Here is an 18,501-nt window from a genome sequence, read left to right on the forward strand (position 1 = left end):
ACGATTTATTGCAGCTTGCCCAGAAAACTGAGGGGTTCTCCGGAAGAGACCTGTCCTTTCTGTGCAACGAGGCAATCCGCAACATGCTCAGGAGAGCAAACTCCAGTCTCATAAACAGCATGGAGGATGGGCAGAACAACCCTGCTAGCGGAACGACAAAATATCACGTCTCAAGCCTTACAAAGGCGGATTTTGAGGCCGCCCTCAATAATGTGAAACCTGTTGTTACAGAAGACATGATGGCTAAATTCACCAGCTGGAGCCAGGAGTTTGGGGGGAGGTGACTCTTCATATCGCTTTTTAGGGGTTCAAGGGAGAAAGAGGAAGTGGTCCATCAAACAAGCAATGACTACGCGAGTTATTTTGGTTCGAGTGAATTAAGACAGGTGGGGTTTGACAGGGATCGTGCCAGGATATTTCTTTCTCTGTGGAGCAGATTCGGCAACAGGTCTTACCTCAAGAGGGCTGGTGCCAGAACACTGGACAGGGACGTAAAGAGGCTCTATGTTGCTATGGACAGAGCCACACAAGACAAGACAGATCTCATTGGGCAGATAGAAAGACTCAGGTCCGAGATCCGCGATGCAAGCTCCGAAGAGAAGAAACTGAAAACTGCCGTACTGGATTCAATGGAAAAAAGACTTGATGCAAAGAGGGTGCAGTACGAAGAGCTGGAGACAAGGTTTAAATTCTTGAATCTGGTCAAGACACTGGCAGAGACGCGGAGCATTCTCGGGGATTCTCTGATCAGGAAGGTCGACAATGCAGTCCGGAATACTCACTTCACTTCGGAAGTAGACCAGGAGATAAGGAGTATGACACTAAATCACACAGAAATTGCAGAAGCGATGGATAAACTCGGCACTTCGATAGATGTGTACGTGAAATCAGCAGAACGCGATAACGAGAGAGAGGTGCTCTACTGAATGCCATTCCTGAAGAGAGAAAGCCAAGAGGAGAAAGATTTCAAGCTCAAGGTAAAACTGGCAGAACTGAAGAAGAAGACTGAGGAATATGCAGGGCAATGTGAGAGGTTGTCAAGGAATTTTGAACAGAAAGCCGCAGAGGCATCAAAAATTGATAACAGGACTCTTGCGAGGAACTTTGCATCAAAGAGCCTTCAGTTCGAGATACAGGCAAAACGGGCGAAATCCTTCCTGCTCATCATTTCAGACCTGGAGATGAGCAAGGAGCAACAGACGATCATGAATTCGATCTCGTCAGCGATGAAAGACTTCCTGCAGGCGGTGGGAAATGGGAAAATGAACTCCACATGGGCTACTTCGCTGAGAGTGGATATCGACAGAGCAGTTGACGAGTCGGTGAAAATGGATGGCTATTTCGGGGATTTCCTCGATACGCTTTCCAGCCAGGCCATTGAAGCCACAAATCTGTCGGATGAGGAAATCTCTAGAAAACTGGATGAGAAATCCAGGACCCAGCCCGGTGATCCCGTTACTGCATTCAATGATGAGGAGCTGGACAAGAGGATAGAGAAGGGCCTGAAAAGACTCAGCGAATCTAAACAGAAAACTGAATGAACCAACTCTTATGAGGATTGGTGGTAGAATTCCCGCCTTGAGGAGCAATCATTTTGATATCCACAGAGTTCAGTCGCCCCGGGTAGAACCAATATCGCTTGTACCCCTGAATTAGAACTTCTAATATTTTCTGATGTTATCATATCTGAGGCTTCACAGTTTTAATGCATCTGGGGTAATGGAAAGCTCACGTGGAATAAGAGAGGTGGAGCATCACCTGCACCTAAGTTTTTATAACATCCGGGTTTTCCCTATTGATACTTCAATGAAGATACTTGTTAACTGTGCTCTGCCTTATGCAAGCGGACCACTTCACCTCGGGCATATTGCCGGGGCATATCTTGGCCCTGACATATTCGTTAGATTTCAGAGAATGATGGGTAATGAGGTTGTTTACATATCCGGCAGCGATGAATACGGCACGCCAATTACAATAAAGGCTGATAAGGAGCACAAATCTCCCAAGGAAATTGCAGATTTCTACCACAATGAACATTTAAGCACCTTCAGGAGTCTGGACATAAACTTCGACATTTTTTCAAGAACCACCGATCCCATGCATACGGAGACCACATCGGAGTTTTTCCTTGATCTCCTGAAAAAGGGCTACCTCGTTGAGCGGAGCATGATAGCCCCATACTGCCCCGGCTGCGAACGTTTCATGCCGGACAGATATATAGTAGGTACCTGTCCAAATTGCGGCTATAAGGATGCGCGCGGAGATCAGTGCGATGAATGCGGCAAGACGCTTGACGCCAGAGAACTTATCAACCCGATATGCTCCCTATGCGGCACTGTACCGGAATTCAGGGAAACAAACCATTTCTTTCTTAGGCTTGATCTCCTGCAGGATCAACTGCTTGAGTGGATCAACACCAAGAAAGACTGGCGGCCTAACGTGATCAATTTCACGAGGAACTTCATCAAATCAGGTCTGAAAGAGAGGCCCATCACACGGGACTTAGATTGGGGAGTGCCCATCCCTATAAATGGTTATGAACACAAGAGAATTTATGTCTGGTTCGAGGCACTGATAGGGTACATCTCGGCATCTCGGATTTATTTTTCAGGCAAAAACGAGCCGGATGAATGGAAATCTTACTGGCAGGATCAGCAAGTGCCGATATACAATTTCATGGGAAAGGACAACATTGAATTCCACACAATCATCTGGCCCGCGATGCTTATGGCGAAAGGGGGCCTTAACCTTCCATATCGCGTTGTCGCCAATGAGTACCTGAGGTTCAGGGGGGAGAAGTTTTCAAAGAGCAGGGGAATCGGGTTCACTGTGGACGAGATCCTGAATATCGTGCCGAAGGACTATTTGAGATACTACATGGCAAGCAATCTTCCTGAGGGCGGTGACACAAACTTCTCAATGGAGGAACTTGTTGACAGGGTCAACACCGAGTATATAGACAAGTTTGGAAATTTTGTAAACCGGATTGTTTCATTCTCAGCATCCCATTTCCCTGAAGTCACCGCTGCTGGGGAATATGACACGGAGGACGTTCAGGTGATCAATTATACTGTGGAAAGATTCGAGGCCTGGAAACGCGCACTGGAGGATGTCCAGATTAAGAAGGGTTTGCAGGAGTGGCTTGATCTCGTGAAGTATGCAAATTCCTACTTCAACCGGTCAAAGCCCTGGGATCTGATCAGGAACGACAGGGAGGCTTGCCTGAGAAAGCTTCACGTCAGCCTTGGCGTTGCAGAAGCGCTCGCAATGATGATCTATCCATACACGCCTTCATCCTCTGAATTGATAAGAAAGATGATCGGATCTGGCAATCTATCGATACCCCCATCATTATTCTCCACAAGGACTTATAACCCAATAAAGGGGGAGCCACCATTCAAGAAAATGGACATTACCGCAGCAAATCCAAATAGCATGGATCTCGTTGTGGGAAAGATACTTGAAGTATCACAACACCCCAACGCGGACAAACTGTATCTGATAAGGGTCTCATTCGGAGACTCGGAAACGAGGATAGTTTCGGGCCTCAGGGATTTTTACACAGCAGATCAATTGCTTGGCAGGAAAATCATCGTTGTCAGGAACCTAAAGAAAGCCCGCATTAGAGGGGAAGATTCCAACGGGATGCTTCTTGCTGCCGACAATGGGGATATCGTGAAACTCCTTGCCGTCCCGGATCAAGTTGTTGAGGGCAGTACGGTTAGTGTGAACGGGTATCCATATAACGGTAAGGGCATCATCACCATTGACGAAGTCCATGGGTACTCCATGAAAGCTGAATGTTCATCGGGAATATGCAGGGTGCAGGCATCAGTTGATGGGAAGAGGGGTTATCTGCAGGTTTCAAGTGAATACGTTTTTGTGTCAGAAAAGGTGATGGACGGATGCAGGGTGAAGTAGGTGTTCCCGGGGTTTCATGGTGTTGGGATTTGAACCCTGACGGATGAGAACTTGCGGTTGGCACACACAAAGCTCCGTAAGCGATCTTATTTTAGTGATCTAGAGATGATAGCCTGAATTCGGTGAAAGAGAGAAGAATCTATCTGGTCAGGCATGGGGAGACTGAATGGAATGCAATGCACATCATGCAAGGACAGTTGAACCCTGGCTTGAACGATGTTGGCAGGGCCCAAGCCATGAGAACCGCTTTAAAATTGAAGGAAACAAATGTCGAGGTTATTTTTTCCTCCGATCTGACTAGGGCTGTTGAAACCGCGAATTACATTTCTGGTCAGCTTCACATTCCAGTCTCACAAATTTCATCACTACGGGAACGTGGATTGGGGAAGATTTCCGGCAAAACCATTGAACAGATCAGAAGTGAGTATCCAGGATTGAAATTCGAAGGGTTGATGCCGGATGCAGACTCAATCGAGGGGTCAGAACCACTGGAAGAATTCAGAAAAAGAGTGGCGAGCGCCTTTAATTATTGTATATCTGTCCACGATGGAAACATAGCAATTGTTACCCACGGCGGTTCGATAAAGGCAATACTTTCAAGTATTGATCCATCAAGAGATTATCCGATCGTTAATAACGGAAATATTACTGAATTAATAGATAATGGTCGCATTATCATTTGGAAAATTTCCTTTTAGATCGTTAGCCTTAACTCTTCCGGAAACTTTCTCCCTTCCGCCCTGACCAGCAAATGAAAGGCAGCACGGCAATTGCAGATCCAGGGATATATGTCTTCCAGGGATTAGCTATAAATTATAGATCCAACCCTTTTCTTTGCCTCATTGATCGCATCGCGTAGATCCTGGGACTTTTTTGTATCTATCCTGTCAGCGTTCATGATTATAACGTCGCGAATTTCCATTAGGTCAGTAAGGAAGTCAAACTTCCCAATGAGTTCTGCCTGCTGCCTCCCCTCCCTGATCCTTTGAACTGCTTCCCTGTTCTCCTTCAGGTACTCCCTGCCTTTTTCGGTAATCCTGTATATTTTCCTTCCTTCGTCTTCCTGTTGAGAGATCATCTCCATATCCTGCAACGTCTGGAGCGTTGGGTAGATCAGGCCTGGGCTGATTGGACGTCGATACACCCCCTGCAATTCCTGGATAAGAGCGTAACCGTGCATGGGTTTCCGATCAAGGGTTTCAAGAACCGCAAGTCCAAAATTCCCCCTAATCCATCCAGGTCTCGGGCTCGGCTCACCGCCAAACCATACTCCACCGTGAGGCCCGTGACGACCTCTATATTCTCTCATGTTTATTCAGAGTGTATATCTGTTGATATATTAATAAACTATCTCCTTTTAGCGACCCATTTGATATATCAATAGATATATTTATTAATAGCTCTCGCATAACAGGACTGAGGTGAAAAAATGCACGGATATTATGGTGATGAATTCGGCTGTCATGGCCGCCACTATGGAAGGGGTCCTCATGGGTACTCCGAAGAATACTGGGGGGAACCAACCGCCGAGGACAAGAAGAAATATCTGCAGGAGAGGAAGAGACACCTTGAGTTTATGCTCAAAGATGTTGAAGGCAGACTTGCAGAGCTAGAGAAATAAGAAAGGTGGGTTCTACAGAATCCACTTATTTATTGAGTTCCTGAATTTTATTGAACGTATTCAGGCATCAGGACACGTTTTTGAAGGAAGGTGCCGGTTAACAATTAACGGTTTTATTAACGGTTCCCGGAAGCTCGTCATCTTAGTATAGGCAACCCGTTTGAACAGGTCTATCGATAACGGCCTCCATAAGTTGGTTTCAGGCCCAATCCCAAACTATCTCCATGTTTGAAAACAACTCTTTATCTCAGGGTAACGATAGTGTGCAGGTGACGGAAGAAATCACCTCCTCAGGAAAAGTCTCCAGCCGCACGCTCTATATAATTTCTCTAAATCACTTTGTGAACGACAGTTCAACTTTTCTCATCGCTTCGCTCTTTCCTGCAATGGAAATAGCCTTTGGCTTTAAAACGTATTACATCGGTATACTTGTGGCCGTAGGTTACATGATCAATGTGGCATTCCAGCCTTTAACTGGTATGGCGTCCCAACGTTTTGATCCCGGCAAGCTTCTTCCTCTTGGCATTTCAATAATGGCAGTATCAATGGTGCTATTTGCCATTTCCGGAACCTTCGCGATGATGATGGTATCCGTAATCATCATGAGGATCGGTTCAAGCTTCTTTCATCCGGTAGGGGCCACAGCGATTTCTAGGACATATTCAGGAAACCAGCTTGATTCATCTATGGGAATTGAGAGTGCCTTCGGTAATCTCGGCATGGTTTTCTCATTCATGCTTTCTGCTCCCCTCTACCTGATCCTTGGATGGACTGGGCCTTTTCTTATTTATGCAGCATTAGAGTTCCTGACGGTAATTTTCACACTGTTCACACTTAGTAGAGATTCCCTGGTTAGAGAGAGGGGGAAAAAGACTAACGTAGATGAAGTGAATTTGCCAGAAATCCGATCAATAAGCAGGAAAACATGGAAGTCAGGAAAGAAAAGAAACTATTTCCTCTACATACCCGTGTTCTTTGTAGTTACGGCATTCATTACTGGTGCCACAAATACTGTATTTGGAAACTTCGGGAACCTGCTACTTTTTCACAGAGGGTTAAGTATTTCGCTTTCCAACGACTTGATTGCAATATGGGTAGTATTTGCGTTCTTCGGGGCTCTGGTTACAGGCAGACTTACAGTGATGATGTCGCGAATGAAATTACTGATTCTTTCATATATTGTATCTGGGATGAGTTGCCTCAGCTTTGCACTTTTTTCAGGTAACATCCTCCCGTCGACTATTTCTCTTGCACTGAACGGTTTCTTCCTGGGGATTGTATATCCTGCCACTTACTCTGAACTGGGAGATCTATCTTCTAGATTAGGAAGTTCCGGTTCCTCCTTTGGAATTCTCTTCTCAAGCCAACTGATCGGGTCATCCATCTTCGGTTACCTTGGTGGGTATTTTTCATATACGTATGGCCTTGCGTCAGTCTTTGAACTGACCTCATTTCTCCTGATACTTTCTGTGGGCATTGTTTCAATATGGAGTTACAGGTTTAGGCCAACATTCCTTGGTACTGCAATGGTGAAGTGAACAGTTTCATTATCTGTGTGCACAGGATTCACCAGAGTAGGAGCAAAGGCGATTTCTGGCAATTTGATAAGCAATATATATCGTACTAACTCTTCAGGTCGAATGTTCCTCATATTTCTTAAATTATCAGAGATTTCCCCAGCCAATGTTGTGATCCATTCGAGGCTCCACTCCTGCCACTTCGAGGAAACAAAAAAATTATGTGTCTTGAATCTCTTGCCTTCATATGTCGGGGACCCGCGATCATAGGTTCTATTGGGTTGATGTATTTGCGGACAAGCCCTATGAGGGAAACCCGCTGACCGTAGTCCTTGGCTCTCAGGACCTTGATGATTATTCCATGCACAAAATTGCGCAAGAATTTGGGAACTCAGAAACCACTTTCGTGGAGGCATTCTCATCAGTTGAGGAAAATATAAAAACCAGAATATTTGGACTGACTGGAGAAATGCCTTTCGCTGGACACCCCTCTCTTGGAACGGCTTTCGCGGTGCGTGGAAACAGCGGAGCGCGGGAAGTATCTCTCGGGTTGAAAGTCGGGAAGATCAGCATAACGTTTGATGATCTTGAGGAAGGTACACTGTGTGAAATGACCCAGCCTGACCCCGTGTTCGGGGAAATTCACTCCAAGGATATGGTTGCAGAAGCGATTGGGGCAGATCCGGATTCGATAAGAGACGATCTCCCCGTGGAAACAGTGTCAACAGGTAATTCATTCGTGCTCGTTCCTTTCAATAGGCTAGAAGATCTTAGCCATTTCCATATGTCAGTGGATAGAGCTGTGAATTACCTTCACTCACACCAATCCAGGTTCTTCTACCTGTACTCATTTGAAACCCAGGATAAGCGTAACCTGATCCATGCGAGAATGATATATGAAAAGGGGGAGGATCCGGCGACAGGGTCTGCCGCTGGACCACTGATTGCCTATCTGCTCAAATATGATATTGTCGGTTCATCAAAATCGGTATGGATAGAGCAGGGTAGCGAGATCAGGAGGCCCAGCAGAATCAGGATAAGGGGAATAAAAGCAGGAGATGAAATAAGGTCCATAAAGGTCGCTGGTAAATGTTTCAAGATCGGAGAGGGGATCATAAGCATCTGACGAGTCAGAAGATCCCAAGTCTGTAGTCCTTAAAGTAAGTAAACACCTAGTCCAGGGGGCTATGAGACGTTATCCATGCAATAAAAGTTTTATGGACAATGACCTTGAAAATTTATCTGAACAACTTAATTTTGGACATACTTTCCGCCTTCCAGTGTGATACATTCTATCAGGCCCCTGTTCTTACTTATGATGTGAATGTCTTCTGGCGTTGATTGATCACATTACGTGTGCTGGATTTATTTCTTTAATTGTACCACAATCAACTAATATTTTATCAATATAGTTTTAACTATGAGCAAATCATCTAAGACTGCCATTGCTGTAGTCATCTCTGCATTGGTGATTTCGGCTGGCGCTTATGTATATTTCTCTCAATACTATAACAAAGGCGTAATGAATGTGTACGTTCAAGACACTCCACTGACAAACGTAAACGCGGTATATGTGACATTCAGTGCTGTTGCTGTTCACGGAAACGCTTCCGGGTGGGTGAACTTTACAACTGGAAAAACTACGGTCAACATATTGAATCTCGATACAACCAATGCGAGCCTGCTGAAATCAGTCAGTCTTTCAGCCCAGACATTTACCATGATTCGGCTCTACATCTCATCAGTGAACGTTACTGTGCTTGGCATCAACATTTCATTGATTTTATCCGCGCCATTCGCATTTGTAAACCACCCATTCACGGTGTCTGCACATTCGACAACTGTGGTGCATATAGATTTCAATCTGATCAACGACATAAACCTGCAGTCTAGAGTATTTACGCCATACGTTGGGATAACCGTTTCATGATGTAACGACGGTTATGCCACAGTGTTTCCTCTCTAATCTGCGATAGGAAAATAAGACGTTCTTTCCATTTCTTTCAATGATCAACGGGCTCGAACTTCACGTTTTTTTTGCCAGGTAACTTTTTCTGAATAAATAAAAAAAATTTTGATGAGACCCGAAATTGCATATGTGCGATTGGATGCCAAAGATAGACCACCCATCAAGATGCATTTTCAGAAAGCAGTATACGTGAATATGCTTAAGCGTGTGAAGACCTGGAGTAATGTCCTTTTACAGACTCAGCGAATGTTTGTTACTGGGGCATCAGACGCTGACAGACTATACCTGGACAGCCATATGGTGATCTGGCTGAATGTTGATGCATCTGGCAGGAAGTTGTGTTTCAGATGCAGGAAGCACTACCTGTCCGGTCAGTATATTTCTCCAAATCAAAGATCAACTTCGATAAAGCCATTCTCCTCCCTTGCGGGGAAGGTCCTGAGGCCGAGTTTATCCATTGGAGCGTTGGGCGCAACAAAAGGTGGCGTGGTCATTTTTCCATCCTTGAGATCAAACTCTGCGTCATGGCAGAAACATTTCACCTTTCTGCTTTCGGCCTCCACGCTTCCCAGTATGCATTTTGCATGGGAGCATACGCCATCTATTGCGTAAAGAGATGCGCCAATTTTTGCAATGAAAATCACGTCATTGCCAATTTTGACGCTTGCTCCTTTCGCCTTCTCAATCGCCTTCACGGAAATTGTCCTGTGCCAGCTCATAATGACGTCATGCGAGTCCAATAATAACCTTTGCCGTGGATTTAAGCGCACCAGAGACTCAAGAAAGGAATCCTCAGCAGTTATGAGCAGCGAATATGCTATGATTACTTATGTGTCATTCTTGATCTATAACCACCCATAGAGTCTGGGTGTTGCTCGACATGCAGTAATATTTCTCTAGATGGAAAAATAAATTTTACGATGGAAGTTTTTTCACATCAGCGCTCCGCTTTTCTACGCCTCGGAAAGGGATACAGTTGTAGAGAACAGGAAAGTTAAAAACAGGGCTGACTTACAAATATTATCCTTGATAGTGAAAAGAAAACCAATACAGGGGAGGAATAAACATGGTCATTAGGGATAAAGAGCTTTATGCAGGCAGATTGACATATTTATTATACCTGATTTCCGCACTGGCCATATTCTTCATTGTCAACGTTTCCACCGGTACGCTGAGCTTTGCATTCAGATCCGCGATTTCTCCGTTTGATCAAGACACCCTCTTCCCATTGACATATTCGCTTGCCATCCTGTCCTTCTTTCTGTCTATTTATTGGTTCAGGCATTTCCAACTTCTTTCGTTACCTTACGCAACGGGTGTTCCTTTCCTTTGGGTAATTTTTTTCGAGATACTATGGCAGAATTCATTTGCGATCTCTGGAGCATTCACCGATAATCTGACATCTGAAGTGATTCTCTTGAGCTGGCTCTTGGTTGGTTTTTTGTCGTTTCCAACCTGGAAGCTGGACAAAGTCACAATGGTCGCGTTTCTCTTGTTTTTAATGGGCTGGATGGCATGGCTTGGGGACGGATACCCTCAGATGCCTTCTGCGAGAGGGTATATCTTCAATATCACGCTTAAAATAGGAGCTTTCTTGGTGATAATTGCCCTGGTGACGCCAAGAAGATCTGAGATCAGGCCCTATAAACAAAATAATTGAGATCAACTGTGTATATGCGTTAACCATGCTCCAAAAGAGGTTACTTACACCTAATTACCTGACGATGCCAATTATGCTTATCGTATTCTCTCGGATCCAGCGAATATGCTTAAAGCGGGTCTACTTAACGTTTAACAGGTTGTACACTCTCTTTTTTTGCATCAACCACGGTTAACAGAGTCTGGTTACATGGCACATAAGGTAAATTGTGAATATATTTATATATTGAAAAATTTATTATATGGGGATTAATTTACCATTGACTTCTTTGATTCTCATGACTCTCACAAAATTTGAAAAAGCAAGGATTATTGGCGCTAGGGCACTTCAAATATCGATGGGAGCCCCTGTTATAATTGATGTACCAAACACTATGGTTGATCCAGTGGATATTGCAATACTTGAATTCGAAAACAATGTGATACCTATAACCATAAGGAAGGCAGAGAAATAAGTTTTTTTTTCACCCATCTTTTTTTTATGCGAGTTGACAGATCAGGAATGGTTCTACATTCACATTGAATTTTGGAATAAGCCAGATGAATGGAATGATTTTGTTAGCCTTTATTTCTAAGACTAACAGTTCATGAATCAATTCTGCTCGTGACGGGTGGAGGTAGTAAATGCGAGTGATTAATAACCAAAATTCACTTCAAAAAAGGAGAACATGACTCCAAAGAGGAAGGTAGACCTCTCAAACAAAGAAGGATCTAAAGCTGAGGAACAGAACACCTTTGACTTCTTTGTAGGAACATGGTTAGGGAAAAACAGGAAGATCAAAAATTATCCCTCAGAAACAGAAGAATGGGTCGAATTTGACAGCATTACTGAAGCACGGACACTGTGGAATGGTAAGGGAAACATGGATGAGACAGTATTCCATGATCCTGAAGGTGACCATACCGGTTCAGCTGTAAGGATATATGATGCTGCAACCAAGATCTGGGCAATCTATTTTTTCTCTCCGGGCAATCTTCAGGTAAGCCCTCCCCGCATGGGGAAATTCTTTGATAACACAGGAGATTTCTTCGGGCGCGACACATACCGTGGTCAGCAGGTCATGGCAAGATCTAGGTGGGAAATCGGCACTTCTAGACACCCAAGGTGGGAACAGGCATTCTCGACTGACTGTGGTAAGACATGGAGGGTTAACTGGCTGATTCAGTTCAGTAAACAGTAAGTTCTGGAATTGCTCACGCATGGTAACGTGTGCTTATGATCTGCAGAATAAAAATTTCCCTCTTACCGTGAACTTCGGATAAAGTGCAAAAATAGGTTAGGAAGGAGTGAGATTTCTTTGGTCACTTCCTATTTTTACGTCCCCTGGCCAAGTAAACTGCAATTGCGGCAATGGCAACGGCGGCTGCTACACCTCCAATGATCGCAATATCAATAAAAGGCAGGCTGGATGTGTTTCTGAATTTCACGTAAATGGTTGCCCCTCCTTTCACTGCTATATTGCCAGTAGCGTTAGTAATAGTGTAACCGGATACCCCGTTGACAGTGTATGAATAGGTGCCGTTAGGAAGTTGCACCGCCAGTTCATTGGTAGTGGAGTTGTATATTGTGCCACTTATGTTCACAAACCATTTTGTTCTGGAGGGAAGGCCTGTTTCCTTTATGTCAACTGTATACTTGAGCAGGCTGAAACTGGCCTGAACAGTACCTGATCCACCACTGAGCGTGAATGATCCCGGGGTACCTCCGAAAGAGGAATTCCCGCTGATCAGTATGTAAGCATATTCTGTATCGTTCTCAGCCGAGAACGTAATGGAAGTTCCTGTGGTGGTAAAGGTCTGGCCATTGCTCAGTTTCAATGTCCATGAGGTCCCTGCAGGAAGCCCTTTTTCCTTCACCGTAACGCTGTAATACGTCTGTGGTGATATCACTGTCAAAGTATCTCCCGCTAAGGCCACAGCATATATCTTCTGGTTTGCGTTGTCAAGGATTAAGGAAATGGAGGAGGAGGCATTTAGGCCAGGGAAGCTTCCAATAACTTTTCCGGATTCCGGGTCGTAGATCGTAAAATTTCCAAAAGTGAGTATAGAGGGTGCTGCCGCCGAACTAAAGTACATATATCCGTTGAATGGATCATAAACTCCGCCGGTAACGATGTTTCCAGAATACTCTTTCCCACCTAGGCTGCTGACAAGGTTTATGGAGGCTGTAACTTTATCAGTGCTCTCATTGAATACCTGCACAAATTGCGCGTTCATACTGGAGATATAGAGCGTCCCCGGGGGACCAGCAATGACCTGGAAAGCGCTGAAGCCATTGGTGAAATCATACTGGCTGACTGTTCCAGTGGAGGTATTGAGCTCAATTAAACTGTTTCCAGTGCTATTCAGCATGAACAGGTCCTTGTTATAAGGTAACATCACGGTGGCATACAGGCTGAGATTAACATTGAAGTCCTGTACGCTGCCAGTATTAACGTTGACGCCAAAGACTGTTCCTGTTGAATTGGCAACATATATCTCATCGCCGATGCCGCTTATAAGGGGTGTCAGTTTACCTGGCAAATGTACTGCGTTTTCAATGGTCAAATTATTTGGGAAAACTGAGGCAACTATGTTGTAGTAACTATCGACCACATAAAACATCGAATTGCTTGGATCAAAATATGCTGCAGTTGGGTCATACGTTGTAAAAGAAAAGTTCCCAGGCTGGGTATTAGTATAAAGAACCTGGTTTTCTGAAGTGTTGTAGACCTGAACAAATGCCTCCGAAGCCCCTGCAACCGGTATGATCATGATCCCGAGAGCAGGATCATATGCACCATAAAATGAAAAGGTTGAGGGGGTCACAGGAATAAATGAATCTCCAGCATATGATCCGCCGTTATAAAGGCCGATTGTGCTGCTGACTGCACCAAATGTCTGATTCTGCGGTGACTGGAAGTAAACGCCCTGGGAAATGTTGGCATGTGAGACCGTCAGAAGGAGGCTTGAGGGGTAAGGCTCAAATCCAGCCGACCCTGAGATGATTGCCTCGTAGGTTCCCGGCGACAGATTTAATTCCGTACTATTTGAGACAGACGAATATTTCCCTCCTCCGATTGTAATGGACCATTCTGTTCCTGACGGAAGGCCCGTCTCATTGAAATAAATCCTAAATTGTTCATAGAACAGTAGAGTCTTTGCGGATCCATTAACAACGAAATACCCATGAATAGAATGTACTCCGCCATAATTTGTGGAGATGTTCAGGTCATAGGTGCCGTTCGGAAGTGGGAGGTTTATTGACTGGTTCGATAGCTGTGTGGAACTGTAAACCTGTGCCATTGCACTATCCAGTGAAGGCTGAATCTGCACATTCCAGGTGTTTCCGGCTGGTACGAGATTTCCAACTTCAACCGCCACATTGTAAGTCTGCGCTGGAGAAATTTCCTCCACGCCTGTGGAATCCGCTGCCAGGATTATCTGAGCACCAGGTATATATGTCATTAGTCCCGCACCAGACAGCGCGGGAGAATTTATCGATCCGACGGTTTCATTTAAAAGAGGGTTGAATATTGTAACATTATGCGTGCCTGACTGCATTATATATATAAGCCCATTTGATGGATTCAGTAAAATGCTCTGTTGTGGGCTTCCAAGGGGTATGGCGTAAAATGGTGTATTGCCAGATACACTGTAGTTTATCTCGGGAACACTTATAATATACATGCTATCGTTCCCGCTATTGGCTATATAAATTGAATTAGTGTAAGGATCATACACTACCTGGGAAGGATAAGATCCTCCAATAAAATTCGGATAAATATTCACATAGCTGCTTGCATTTATTATGTGAATATTGCCATCATATTCCCCGACATAGACTTGGTTTGTAATATTGCTGTACGTCAGTGCCGCAGGTTCCTCACCTACCCCAAGAGACTTCACAATTTTGTAAGTGCTTAGGTTCATCACACCCACTATATTGTTGTTTGGAAAAGCGATGAAAAGGGTATTATTGCGGCTGTCATAGGCAAGCCCGTCTGGGCTTGAATATTTTAAGCTCTCTGTATTTGTCACAGTATTCGTCTCTGGATTTATAAGGACTACCTGGCTAGTGCTATAGGCTGCCGCGAATATGGTATTATTTCCGTATATAACAGAATAAATATCTCCGGCCGTTGCTATGGAAGTTACAAGTTCCCCGTTTAATGAATAAACACCCACAGCGTTGCTGGAACTATCTCCAACATATAGAAGATGATTCATCGGGTCATAGGCAACAGACCGTGATGGGGGAGAACTCAGAAATTGGCTCGCAAAGCCTCCAGCACTGTTGTAATTCAGTGTTGTGTCGATGGTTGCGATATCATTCACGGAAACGATCTGTTGCAGCACTGGATCATAAACTATGGCACTCGATCCGTTCTGAGTTTGCACTCTAGCTGGCAGGGATTGTATTATAGACTCAGTAGTGGGATTAAGGACAGATATATTCGCCGATCCTGAATTCGCTACGTATATGTATCCATTCACAGGGTCATACGCTACCCCCTCGGGGTAGGATCCTGGGACAACACTCTTTACGGGGCTATTCGTGTTTGTATTTATTATGGTGATGTTAAATTCTTTAGGGTATCTATATATCTTTGAATTAATGTCATTATCGGAAACATACATCATCTTATTCACGGGATCTAAGGCAATTCCATATGGTCCCTGTCCTGTATCGATAGTATCAACGACGGTTCCTGAAGGAGAAAGTACGTAAACATAATTGTTATAATTATCGGTAACATATATATAGCCATTGTAGGGGTCAAACGCAAGTCCATACGGGATTGCATTAAGTAGCGGCAAATTTATTGTCGAAATATTGCCGTTAGTTGTAACGTTCAGGACCCAGATTACGCCAACACCATCCTGCAATCCAGAAACATAAAGTGCCTGATTCTGTGGGTCATACGCACTGAACTGCGGACTGCCCGGAAGGCTGATGGTTGCGACCACATTGTTGTCGGCGGAACTTATTGCACTTATATTACTCGTCCCATAGTTTTCCACATAGAGTTCGTGGTTGTATGGCACGTACGTTATTCCTTGAGGCTCTTTTCCGACGCTGATGTTAGCGACAGAAATACCTGAAAAGGCATTAACCACGGTAACATTGTTGCTGAAATAATTTGTCACGTACAACTCCTGGTTATAGGGATCGTATGCTCCTCCTTGCGAATTGTTTCCGTCTGGATATTGTCCAATCTGGCTATTCTGGGGAACAGAGGCAACCTTTGCATTTCCACTATCTATTCTTAAATTAACTGATCCGCTGAAGGCAATAGCAAAACCTGAAAATATCATCGCCGATACGATAAAAAAAGCAAAGATCTTTTTATTTTTATTGAGCACGCACATAAAACAACAACTAACTAATAAATGTTGTTTTCACCGAATTATGATTTTCAAATATGTAAAATAAAGAATATGCGTGGGCTTTCACTTGATCACAATCTTCTGACTAATTCTTATGGTGGTAAATTTAGGAAAAATATAAGGTCAATTAGGCCATACCCGCTTTCCGTTGACCCAGGTACTTTTAACGCTGATGTGCAGAAGTTCCCTTTCAGTTACTGTTAGCGGGTCCTTATCTAAAACTATGAAGTCTGCCAATTTCCCTTCGAGAAGGGCGCCTATATCCGTGTTTCTCAAAGCTGCAGCGGCTCCCTGTGTGTAGGCATCCAGAGTTTGTTCAATTGTCAGGCTCTCTTCTCGGGAGGCCGTGCCCAAGGGTATGCCTTCATTTGAACCTCTCGTTACTGCCGCATAAACGGTTTCCCATGGATTTAGATTCTCCACCGGGCAGTCTGTAGAAATCGCAATCTGGATCCCGTGCATCATTATTGTATTGAAGGGGTAGGCAATCCCCGCATTATCCTCTCCTATGCGGTTGAGGGTCCAGAAGTCCGTCATGATGAAATGGGGCTGTATAACGAGGATGGCATTACATTCTTTTATTTTTGATAGTTGGTCCTTTCGGACAAGTGAAGCGTGTTCGATCCTATGTCTCTGATCAAGTTCTTCGTACACTGAAAGTACAATGTCAAGCGCAAGATCGCCAATGGCATGTGTACCAATATCCATCCCACGCTTTTCGGCAAGTTTTCCGTTACTAAATATGGCCCCTCTGCTTTCTCGGGGTTGCCCATGGTTTTTCACGTCATCTCTGTATGGGAACGATAACAGGGCAGTTCTAGAGCCGAGTGATCCATCGGCGAAAGCTTTGACGCCAGAGATTTTCAAAAATTCATCCCCTCCGAAATATTCCAGTTCTGAAAAATCGTCGGAAGAAATATAGGCGTGAATTCTCAGTGAAAGCCGCCCTTTCGCCTTGAGTCTCAGGAGGTTAGAATACATCCTAGAGGTGCAACTCATGAATCCCACTGCTGTTACACCAAGCTTGTTGGCTTCAGACTCGGCATTTTCAAGCATTACTTCCCACCTCCTTTCAGGCGTATGATCCTTGATCCAGTCATCAGCGTAGCCAAAGACTTCTTCACTTAACACACCCGTAATCCTTCCACGCGAATCCCTCACTAGGTTCGGATTATCTGCAAATTTTTCCTCAAGGTTCATTTCTCTTAGGGCCACGCTATTAATCACCGCGGAATGCAGATCAACCCTGCTAAGGAATACCGGCATGACGCTCTGCGCACTGTCCAGATCGTCACGTACAGGCCACCTTTTCTCGGAGAAAAGATCTTGGTCCCAGCCGTGTCCAAGTATCCATCCATTACCATTAACTGAAGTGGAGATCTTAGACTTCATCTCCTCAATAGAGGTTATTCCCCTGAGATCGATTATTGAGAGGTATTTTCCAAAATCGTCAAGATGCATGTGCGCATCGATGAAACCAGGCATGATCACCAGGTCTGGGTACTCATTAACCGTGACATTGCCCATTTTCTCCTTGACTTCCTCGAGGTTTCCGGTGGCCCGGACAACGCCGTCTTCGATGCCCATTGCCACACATGATCTCCTGGGATTGAAAGAAATGTATATGATCCGGGCAGTTACAATATACTTCATTAGCGTCGTAACGAAAACAAGAAGATTAAATTCTGTCTCCGATCCAACCCACACGTATAAGGGCCAGCATTCCACATTCATACTGTGATTACGCAAAGGTTTTTCGTAACAGATGATATTAAGTGTTATGATGCCTAATTATGAAAAACTAATAAGGAAAGAGGGAAGTGCCCTTATCGTATGGGATGTTCAGGAGGCCCTAATTTCAAGAATTTTCAACAAAGACGAATTTTTTGGAAATGTGAAGAAGTTATTGGCTGAAGCAAGGAAACTACCCATTCCTGTATTTTACACTAAAATTACTCCGCTGCCAGAGAAGTTTGAGTCGCCGATCAGGAGGGCAGCGGGATTCAGCAGGTTCCAGCCTGGCGATATACCTGACGAAATACGCCCTGCAAGCGAGGATATTGTGCTGAACAAGAACACAGCTAGCATTTTCATAGGAACAAATTTCGAGCTAATGACAAGGAACGCAGGTATCAAGACTCTCATTTTTACTGGAATTGCAACCGAGATGGGTATCGAGACCTCTGCGAGACATGCCCAGAATCTCGGATACCTGCCGGTAATCGTCGAGGATGGTGTATCATCCAGCGATAAAGAAGCACATGAGAGGAGCCTGAAGAATATGGCCAAGCTTATGCCCGTGATAAAGACTGATGGTCTCATCAAGACTCTGAGGGCATGATATCAACATTTCTTTAAAAGAGAGGTTTTTGGCCAGCATCTGCTGGCAATGCATCATTTAACACTCTTTCAAAATGATTAACGTGGGCCTTCCTAACATTCAG

General features: G+C 44.4%; 17 protein-coding genes. 13 read left to right on the plus strand and 4 right to left on the minus strand.

All coding sequences use genetic code 11. From position 1 onward, the window contains the following. The 5 genes from QW597_07010 to QW597_07030 all read left to right on the plus strand — a co-directional run. A partial coding sequence (locus QW597_07010) for a hypothetical protein (GenBank protein ID MEM0156328.1) occupies positions 1 to 284 on the plus strand: 284 nt, incomplete at its 5' end. 42 nt (positions 285 to 326) lie between these two features. Beyond that, on the plus strand, positions 327 to 926 hold the full coding sequence (locus QW597_07015) for a hypothetical protein (GenBank protein ID MEM0156329.1): 600 nt from the start codon (positions 327 to 329) through the stop codon (positions 924 to 926). Then, entirely contained in the window at positions 927 to 1,541 is a 615-nt protein-coding gene (locus QW597_07020; protein ID MEM0156330.1) for a hypothetical protein, read from the plus strand. It abuts the gene before it with no gap. A 265-nt stretch (positions 1,542 to 1,806) separates the two neighbouring features. Beyond that, positions 1,807 to 3,921: a methionine--tRNA ligase gene (metG, locus tag QW597_07025; protein ID MEM0156331.1), complete on the plus strand. Its 2,115-nt coding sequence runs from the start codon at positions 1,807 to 1,809 to the stop codon at positions 3,919 to 3,921. Between the two features lie 122 nt (positions 3,922 to 4,043). Beyond that, the gene (locus QW597_07030) at positions 4,044 to 4,619 is read left to right on the plus strand and encodes a histidine phosphatase family protein (protein MEM0156332.1); all 576 of its coding nucleotides are present in this window, start codon (positions 4,044 to 4,046) and stop codon (positions 4,617 to 4,619) included. 104 nt (positions 4,620 to 4,723) lie between these two features. Here QW597_07030 and QW597_07035 read toward each other — a convergent pair whose 3' ends face one another. Beyond that, positions 4,724 to 5,230, minus strand: coding sequence for a PadR family transcriptional regulator (locus QW597_07035; GenBank protein MEM0156333.1), 507 nt, complete (start codon positions 5,228 to 5,230; stop codon positions 4,724 to 4,726). Positions 5,231 to 5,350: 120 nt separating this feature from the next. Between QW597_07035 and QW597_07040 the strand changes: the two genes are divergently transcribed. From QW597_07040 to QW597_07055, 4 genes are all read left to right on the plus strand, one after another. Next, the gene (locus tag QW597_07040; protein ID MEM0156334.1) at positions 5,351 to 5,542 is read left to right on the plus strand and encodes a DUF5320 domain-containing protein; all 192 of its coding nucleotides are present in this window, start codon (positions 5,351 to 5,353) and stop codon (positions 5,540 to 5,542) included. Positions 5,543 to 5,811: 269 nt separating this feature from the next. Beyond that, positions 5,812 to 7,080 (plus strand): MFS transporter, encoded by a 1,269-nt coding sequence (locus QW597_07045; GenBank protein MEM0156335.1) that lies wholly within the window; start codon positions 5,812 to 5,814, stop codon positions 7,078 to 7,080. A 226-nt stretch (positions 7,081 to 7,306) separates the two neighbouring features. After that, the gene (locus QW597_07050) at positions 7,307 to 8,185 is read left to right on the plus strand and encodes a PhzF family phenazine biosynthesis protein (GenBank protein ID MEM0156336.1); all 879 of its coding nucleotides are present in this window, start codon (positions 7,307 to 7,309) and stop codon (positions 8,183 to 8,185) included. Between the two features lie 294 nt (positions 8,186 to 8,479). After that, the gene (locus tag QW597_07055) at positions 8,480 to 8,989 is read left to right on the plus strand and encodes a DUF4382 domain-containing protein (GenBank protein ID MEM0156337.1); all 510 of its coding nucleotides are present in this window, start codon (positions 8,480 to 8,482) and stop codon (positions 8,987 to 8,989) included. Between the two features lie 428 nt (positions 8,990 to 9,417). Here QW597_07055 and QW597_07060 read toward each other — a convergent pair whose 3' ends face one another. Further along, positions 9,418 to 9,747 carry a Rieske (2Fe-2S) protein gene (locus QW597_07060; protein MEM0156338.1) on the minus strand — a complete coding sequence of 110 codons (330 nt, stop codon included), beginning with the start codon at positions 9,745 to 9,747 and terminating at the stop codon, positions 9,418 to 9,420. A 347-nt stretch (positions 9,748 to 10,094) separates the two neighbouring features. On the opposite strand from QW597_07060, the gene QW597_07065 reads away from it, so the two are divergent. The 3 genes from QW597_07065 to QW597_07075 all read left to right on the plus strand — a co-directional run bounded on the left by QW597_07065 (position 10,095) and on the right by QW597_07075 (position 11,868). Then, entirely contained in the window at positions 10,095 to 10,688 is a 594-nt protein-coding gene (locus tag QW597_07065; protein ID MEM0156339.1) for a hypothetical protein, read from the plus strand. Between the two features lie 277 nt (positions 10,689 to 10,965). Next, complete coding sequence (locus tag QW597_07070) at positions 10,966 to 11,142, plus strand: DNA-directed RNA polymerase subunit K (protein ID MEM0156340.1); 177 nt, start codon at positions 10,966 to 10,968, stop codon at positions 11,140 to 11,142. A 213-nt stretch (positions 11,143 to 11,355) separates the two neighbouring features. Next, positions 11,356 to 11,868, plus strand: a complete 513-nt coding sequence (locus QW597_07075) for a hypothetical protein (GenBank protein ID MEM0156341.1) — start codon at positions 11,356 to 11,358, stop codon at positions 11,866 to 11,868. A 121-nt stretch (positions 11,869 to 11,989) separates the two neighbouring features. Here QW597_07075 and QW597_07080 read toward each other — a convergent pair whose 3' ends face one another. Then, positions 11,990 to 16,033 (minus strand): YncE family protein, encoded by a 4,044-nt coding sequence (locus tag QW597_07080; GenBank protein ID MEM0156342.1) that lies wholly within the window; start codon positions 16,031 to 16,033, stop codon positions 11,990 to 11,992. A gap of 147 nt (positions 16,034 to 16,180) precedes the next feature. Continuing rightward, positions 16,181 to 17,710 carry an amidohydrolase family protein gene (locus tag QW597_07085; GenBank protein MEM0156343.1) on the minus strand — a complete coding sequence of 510 codons (1,530 nt, stop codon included), beginning with the start codon at positions 17,708 to 17,710 and terminating at the stop codon, positions 16,181 to 16,183. Positions 17,711 to 17,840: 130 nt separating this feature from the next. Here QW597_07085 and QW597_07090 point away from each other — a divergent pair, with 130 nt between their 5' ends. After that, on the plus strand, positions 17,841 to 18,398 hold the full coding sequence (locus QW597_07090; protein MEM0156344.1) for an isochorismatase family cysteine hydrolase: 558 nt from the start codon (positions 17,841 to 17,843) through the stop codon (positions 18,396 to 18,398). Positions 18,399 to 18,501 lie beyond the last annotated feature (103 nt).

Source organism: Thermoplasmataceae archaeon (assembly GCA_038729425.1).
In the GTDB taxonomy this organism is placed as follows: Archaea; Thermoplasmatota; Thermoplasmata; order Thermoplasmatales; family Thermoplasmataceae; genus B-DKE.